Below are 6,130 nucleotides of genomic sequence, written 5' to 3' on the forward strand. Positions count from 1 at the left end.
GCCTATTCGCGCTGGCGGGGCTGGTCGCCCTGAAATATCCAGTCGCGGGTTTGGCGATCTGTTGCTGCTGCTTGGCCGTCTATCTCAGGCCGGAAGCGCCCGGGGCAGGCAAAAGCTCGGGCAAAGGCTGAATTCTCGCACCCGACGCGTTAAACGGCTTCAGCCCTTGCGCTCCTGAAGGCTGTTGCCGCCATCGACCACCAGCAGGGCGCCGTTGACATAGCTGGCGCCTTCCGAGGCCAGGAACACGACCGCGGCGGCCACCTCATCCGGTCGCCCGGCCCGCGCCGGCGGCGTATTCAGGGCGGCTTGCCGCTCCATCTCGCTCGACGACCCTGTTTCGATCCAGCCGGGAGCCACGGCATTGACGGTCACGCCGCTTTTCGCCACTTCGAGCGCCAGCGTCCGCGTCAGGCCGACCATGCCGGCCTTGGCGGCGGAATAGGCTGATGTGCCTTCGAAAGACACCAGCGGTCCGGTGACCGACGCCACATTGACGATACGCCCATAGCCCGCTTCGACCATCGCCGGCAGAAACGCCTTGGTGACGAGGAATGCCGTCTTCAGGCTGACGTCGATCCCCTGATCCCAGTCGGCCTCGGTCATGGCGAGAAACGCCTTGTCGACCGATGGCGATGCCAGCGAGCCCATGCCGGCATTGTTGACCAGGATGCCGACCGCGCCGACATCGGCCCGCAGCCGCGCGACATCGGCAGCTATGGTGAGATCGGCGACCACGGCCTTAGCGTCGATGCCTTCTGCACGGAGCTCAACGGCGCGATCGAGCACACGCCCACTGGCACCGGTGAGAAAAACGGCATGGCCGGCACGGCCGAGCTGGCGGGCAATGGCGAAACCGATGCCGTCGGCCGCTCCGGCCCCGGTGATCAAAGCGCGCTTGATGGGGGTAGAGGTCATGGTCAAATCAGGCTCCGCTGGTTGCGCCTGTCGCGGTCTTACCACGCACATTGGGGTGATGGCGCTGCGAAGATTTGCTCTGCAACATCCCGCCCCGCTTTGCGTTCTCGACGTGCGAAGACGAGCCGAACGAGGCGTGGCGATAGAGCGGGCGTGGGAAGGACGATCTTGATGCCCTAGATCCGGAAAATACCGTGTCTTCCGCAGGTGGGTGCTATGCGAGCGGGGCGAAACGGACTCAGCGTGAGCCAATCGCGCGGGTTAGATCCTCTTGTCTCAATTCCGATGTCGTAGCGCGTCGACGATCACCTTGAACGCGGGAAGATTCTGACGACGGCTCGGATAATAGAGGAAATAACCGTCGAAGAAGGGCGACCAATCATCGAGAACCTGCACCAGCAGGCCCGAGGCGATGTGCTGCTCCACGATGTTCTCGGGCACATAGGCGATGCCGTAGCGGTGCACGGCTGCGTCGATCATGGCGTAGGAATTGTTGAAGGTCAGCTGGCCGTTTACCCGGACGCGCAACGCCTGCCCATCCTTCTCGAACTCCCATGCATAAAGACCGCCGGCGGTCTCGTGACGCATATTGATGCAGACGTGGCGGATCAGGTCCTGTGGGTGCTCAGGCACACCACGCGCGGCGAAATAGTCGGGAGAAGCCACGGCCACCAAACGCCAGTCCGGACCAATTCGGACCGCGATCATGTCCTTCTCGACGCTCTCTCCCAACCGGACGCCCGCGTCGAAGCCCTCCTCGATGATGTTGCGGAACGTGCTGTCCAGGATCAGTTCGACACCGATATCGGGATAGGCGCTGAGGATCGGCTTCAGCTTGGGCCAAACCACGCTTTCAAGCGCGTGGTCGGACAGCGTCAGCCTGATCGAGCCCGAGGGTTTTTCACGAAACGCCATCAACGCGGCGATCTCATCCTCGATTTCGCCGATGCGCGGGGCGATCGTCTGTAACAGCCGCTCGCCTGCGGCGGTCGTCGCGACATTGCGCGTGGTGCGGGTCAGGAGGCGTATGCCCATTTGCGCTTCGAGCTGCTTGATCCTGTGACTGAGCGTCGACTGCGCGACGCCGAGCTTTGCCGCCGCCTTGGTGAAGCTGCGCTCCTCGGCGACGGCCTGAAACCACGTCAGTTGATTGAGGTCGGTTTTGGCCATGAGCTTCTCTCGTTTGCCATGCCGCAGCACATTATTCGATGTGGTCGATTAGTTCATGCGAATTTCGATGGCTAATCGCTTTATGGCAAAGCCACTAGTTTTGCGTTGCAACAATTCAGCAGGAGCAAACGACATGGCGATTGCCGCCGCAACCGATGCGGATAGCAAACCGGACGCCGCCTGGGGCGCGGTTCTTTCGATGGCACTGTGTGTGGCAATGCTGATCGCCTCGGAATTCATGCCGGTCAGCCTGCTCACCCCCATGGCCGAAGGATTGCGCGCAACTGAGGGACAGACCGGACAGGCGATCTCGATCGGCGGTCTTTTCGCCATAGCGGCGAGCATGGTCATCACCACTGCCGCTGGAACGCTGAACCGCAAATGGGTTCTGGTCGCGATGACGGCTTTCATGCTGTTGTCACTGGTTCTGGTTGCGGCGGCCCCGAATTTCTCCGTGCTGATGCTCGGTCGAGGCCTGTTGGGCATCTGCATCGGCGGCTTCTGGGCACTGGCCACCGCCGTCATCATGCGGCTGGTCCTGAAAGGGATGTGCCGCGCGCGCTCGCCTTGATGTATGGCGGACAGGCGATCGCTGCGGCCTTCGCCGCGCCGATCGGCAGCTATCTCGGCGCCGTGTTCGGCTGGCGCGCGGTGTTCTGGGCGCTGACGCCAATCGTCGCCATCAACCTCGTCTGGCACTTGATCGCGCTGCCGTCGTTGCCCGCGCGCCAGCGGCAGGATTTCCGGACGATGTTCGGCCTGCTGAAGCGCCCCCATTTCCTGCGCGGCCTTATTGCCTCGATGTTATCCTGGGGCTCGGCCTTCACCATGTTCACCTATCTGCGCCCCTTCCTGGAGCAGGTGACGGGCGTCAACGTGGGGACGCTCTCGATCCTGTTGCTTGTACTGGGCTGTGCGGGCTTCCTCGGAACATGGGCGGCAGGGCGTTTCGTGAGCGGCAATGTCGCACCGCTGCTGCGGTTGCCCGCGCTGCTGATGGGCGGCTGCACGCTGGGGCTCCTGCTTCTCGGCGGTTCGGTAGCCGCCGCCGGCCTCTTCCTTGCTCTCTGGGGCGCGGCGAACACCGCAATGTCTGTGATCTGGATGACGTGGATGTCCCAAAACGCGGACGATGCGCCGGAAGCCGCCGGAAGCCTGATGGTCGCAGCCATCCAGGCGTCGATCCTGCTCGGTGCCGTGGTCGGCGGGCTGCTGCTGGATGGCATGACGGTCTTCGCGACCTTCGCCGGCAGCGTGGTTCTCGCCGGCCTTGCAATCGCCCTGATCGGCAATGGCCGGCGGTTGCTGAAGCCCGGACGCCCCGCACTGACGTTCGTTCAACGAACTGCCCAATCCCAATTCATACCAACAGGAGATCGGAAATGCCCATGAATACCCCTGACACGAAAAATTCGGCAAGCGTCATCCACCGGCGCGAACTGTTGAAGTTGACCGGCGCAGGCGTCGCCGCCTTCGGTGCAGTTTCAATATCCAACCCCTTCAAAGCAAAGGCTCAGAATATGTCAAAGCAATGGGATAAGGTCTTTCCGCTCAGCGATAAGATCGATCACGAGAAGATCACATTCAAGAACCGCTACGGCATCACACTGTCGGGTGATCTCTATCTGCCGAAGGACCGGGCCGGCGGACGTCTGCCGGCGCTTGCCGTCGGCGGTCCGTTCGGCGCTGTTAAGGAACAATCCTCTGGCCTTTACGCGCAGACGATGGCCGAGCGCGGCTTCGTCGCACTGGCTTTCGATCCGTCCTACACCGGCGAAAGCGGCGGCGAGCCGCGCAATCTCGCTTCGCCGGACATCAACACCGAGGATTTCAGCGCGGCCGTCGACTATCTCGGCCTGCACGCCGCCGTCGACCGTGAGCGCATCGGCGTCATCGGCATCTGCGGCTGGGGCGGCATGGCTTTGAATGCCGTCGCCGCAGACAAGCGCGTCAAGGCCGTGGTGGCGAGCACCATGTACGACATGACCCGTGTTATGTCGAAGGGCTACAACGACAGCGTGACCCCCGAACAGCGCGCACAGACATTGGAGCAACTGGGTCGGCAGCGTTGGACGGATGCGGAAAACGGCGCGCCAGCCTATCAACCACCCTACAACGACCTGCACGGCGGCGAGGCGCAGTTCCTGGTCGACTACCATGACTATTACAGGACGCCGCGCGGCTACCATGCGCGCGCGGTCAACTCAGGCAATTCCTGGACGCAGACCACGCCGCTGTCGTTCATGAATATGCCGATCCTGACCTACATCGCTGAAATCTCGCCGCGCCCGATCCTGTTCATCCATGGCGAAAAGACCCATTCGCGCTACTTCAGCGAAACCGCCTTCGCGGCAGCGGCGGAGCCGAAGGAACTCATGATCATTCCAGGCGCCAGCCACACCGATCTTTACGACAAGGTGGACGTGATCCCGTTCGACAAGCTGACCAGCTTCTTCAACCAGCATCTCGCTGCCTGACCAGGTCGTATCGTCGAAGGGTGCGGCCGTGTGCAGGAACGATGGACATGGCCGCACCGACCGGGAGACTTTAAATGACACGCGCCGCCGTATGGCTTTCACGCCGCACCTTGCTGGCAGGTGCTGCCAGCCTCGCGCTCCCCTCTTCGGTGCGCTCTCAGACCGACGCAGCCACGGATAGGAAAGGAGCCACCATGCGCCTTAGATTCATCTTCGGGGATCAGGATTTCACGGCGACGCTGGAGGACAATCCTTCCGCGCACGATCTGGTCTCGATCCTGCCGCTGGATCTGACGATCGACGACTATTCGACCAACGAGAAGATCGCCTACCTGCCGCGCAAGCTCACCGAGGAAGGCAGCGGTCGCTTCGGCAACGAGGCGACTGGCGATCTCTGCTACTACGCCCCCTGGGGCAATCTGGCGATGTTTCATGGTCCCTACCGCTGGTCGCGCGGCCTGATCCGGCTCGGGCGACTGGACCAGGGCCCGGCGCCCCTTCTGACGCGCGGAGAACATCCGCTGCGCGTCGAAATGCTTTCCTGAACCCGGGAAGGCCGCTGCGCATGGGGACAATGCCGCGGATGCCGGAAAACCGAAGCAGGTTTCGAGTGACTGACACACGCCGACCAAGTGGCATGAGCGCCTGCTGACCTCGATCCATGATCTGATACAAATAAATGATGCTCGCCTGTCGGGAGATCGCTGTCAGATCGTCGTCGGCACCATCCACATCGCCAATCACCGCTTGGAGCTCCGCCCCGACCGCGTCAGAACTCCGCCAATCTGAAGAGCTTCGAACTCTTTACTGCCTAACGCCGCCGTTTCTACGCTTTTTCGCTCGCAGGCTATTCCCCGCTCGTCGCGTAGGCGCCAATTCGGCAGCTATATCGTCGCAGGGAAACGATGAATGGTTTTGGCGCGCCCGAAGAGATTCGAACTCCTGACCCCCAGATTCGTAGTCTGGTGCTCTATCCAGCTGAGCTACGGGCGCGCAACAGGCCATGCTTTCCATGACCCCGCGATCCGATCGTGAACGACCGGTCGCGACGAGACGTGTTCCCTAGCGACTGAATTTCCGAAAAGCAAGCCGATCCGGTAAAAGTTTTGTCGCAGGCGTGTCATCCGGCAATGACAGCTCGCTTCTCGGCGCCTCAAAACAACCAAAGCGCATCGTGTCTGGGTGGTTCAGACGATGCGCTTTCCATGCATGCCGGACTCTCAGGGCAAAAGGCCGTTTCGCGGGCGACATGTTTCTGGAAGAAAGGGGTGAGACCGAAAAGCTAGGTGTTGCCAAGCGGAAACCGGTCAAGAACCTCACGCCGGGCGGCGCAGGCCGTTGCGGGCCTGGTCGAGCCGGACCGGCTGGTCGGGGATGGTGACGGCGAATGTGGTGCGCCCGCCAATGCTCTCGACCAGCTCGACCGTGCCGCCATGCGCGCGGATCAGTTCGTGCGCGATCGCCAGGCCAAGGCCGGTGCCGCCGCTGCGCGCCGAGCCGCGAAAGGCCGCGAACAGGTTTTCGCGCGCCTTGGGCGGCAGGCCGGGGCCGGTGTCGCTGACGGC

Annotated in this window: 5 protein-coding genes, 1 tRNA gene and 1 pseudogene; 3 read left to right on the forward strand and 4 right to left on the reverse strand. The window is 62.4% G+C overall.

The window, feature by feature from the left end; translation table 11 throughout:
* Window positions 1–159: 159 nt before the first annotated feature.
* Together EN914_RS20530 and EN914_RS20535 are read right to left on the reverse strand one after the other, a co-directional pair.
* Complete coding sequence (locus tag EN914_RS20530; protein ID WP_024502102.1) at window positions 160–918, reverse strand: SDR family NAD(P)-dependent oxidoreductase; 759 nt, start codon at window positions 916–918, stop codon at window positions 160–162.
* Window positions 919–1,194: 276 nt separating this feature from the next.
* The gene (locus EN914_RS20535; RefSeq protein ID WP_024502101.1) at window positions 1,195–2,088 is read right to left on the reverse strand and encodes a LysR family transcriptional regulator; all 894 of its coding nucleotides are present in this window, start codon (window positions 2,086–2,088) and stop codon (window positions 1,195–1,197) included.
* Window positions 2,089–2,350: 262 nt separating this feature from the next.
* Between EN914_RS20535 and EN914_RS20540 the strand changes: the two are divergent.
* The 3 genes and pseudogenes from EN914_RS20540 (at window position 2,351) to EN914_RS20550 (ending at window position 5,110) form a co-directional block, all read left to right on the forward strand.
* Window positions 2,351–3,480: pseudogene (locus EN914_RS20540) on the forward strand (MFS transporter).
* A complete protein-coding gene (locus EN914_RS20545; RefSeq protein WP_024502100.1) occupies window positions 3,471–4,565 on the forward strand; it encodes an alpha/beta hydrolase in 1,095 nt (364 codons plus the stop codon). The pseudogene EN914_RS20540 and the gene EN914_RS20545 overlap by 10 nt, the downstream one beginning before the upstream one ends.
* Window positions 4,566–4,639: 74 nt before the next feature.
* Complete coding sequence (locus EN914_RS20550) at window positions 4,640–5,110, forward strand: cyclophilin-like fold protein (RefSeq protein WP_024502099.1); 471 nt, start codon at window positions 4,640–4,642, stop codon at window positions 5,108–5,110.
* A gap of 371 nt (window positions 5,111–5,481) precedes the next feature.
* Here EN914_RS20550 and EN914_RS20555 read toward each other — a convergent pair.
* Together EN914_RS20555 and EN914_RS20560 are read right to left on the reverse strand one after the other, a co-directional pair.
* Window positions 5,482–5,558 (reverse strand) — tRNA-Arg (locus EN914_RS20555).
* A gap of 323 nt (window positions 5,559–5,881) precedes the next feature.
* On the reverse strand, window positions 5,882–6,130 hold a 249-nt coding region (locus tag EN914_RS20560; protein ID WP_164778821.1), incomplete at its 5' end, for a sensor histidine kinase KdpD.

The organism is Mesorhizobium sp. M7A.F.Ca.CA.001.08.2.1 (assembly GCF_003998455.1).
Taxonomy (GTDB): domain Bacteria; phylum Pseudomonadota; class Alphaproteobacteria; order Rhizobiales; family Rhizobiaceae; genus Mesorhizobium; species Mesorhizobium ciceri.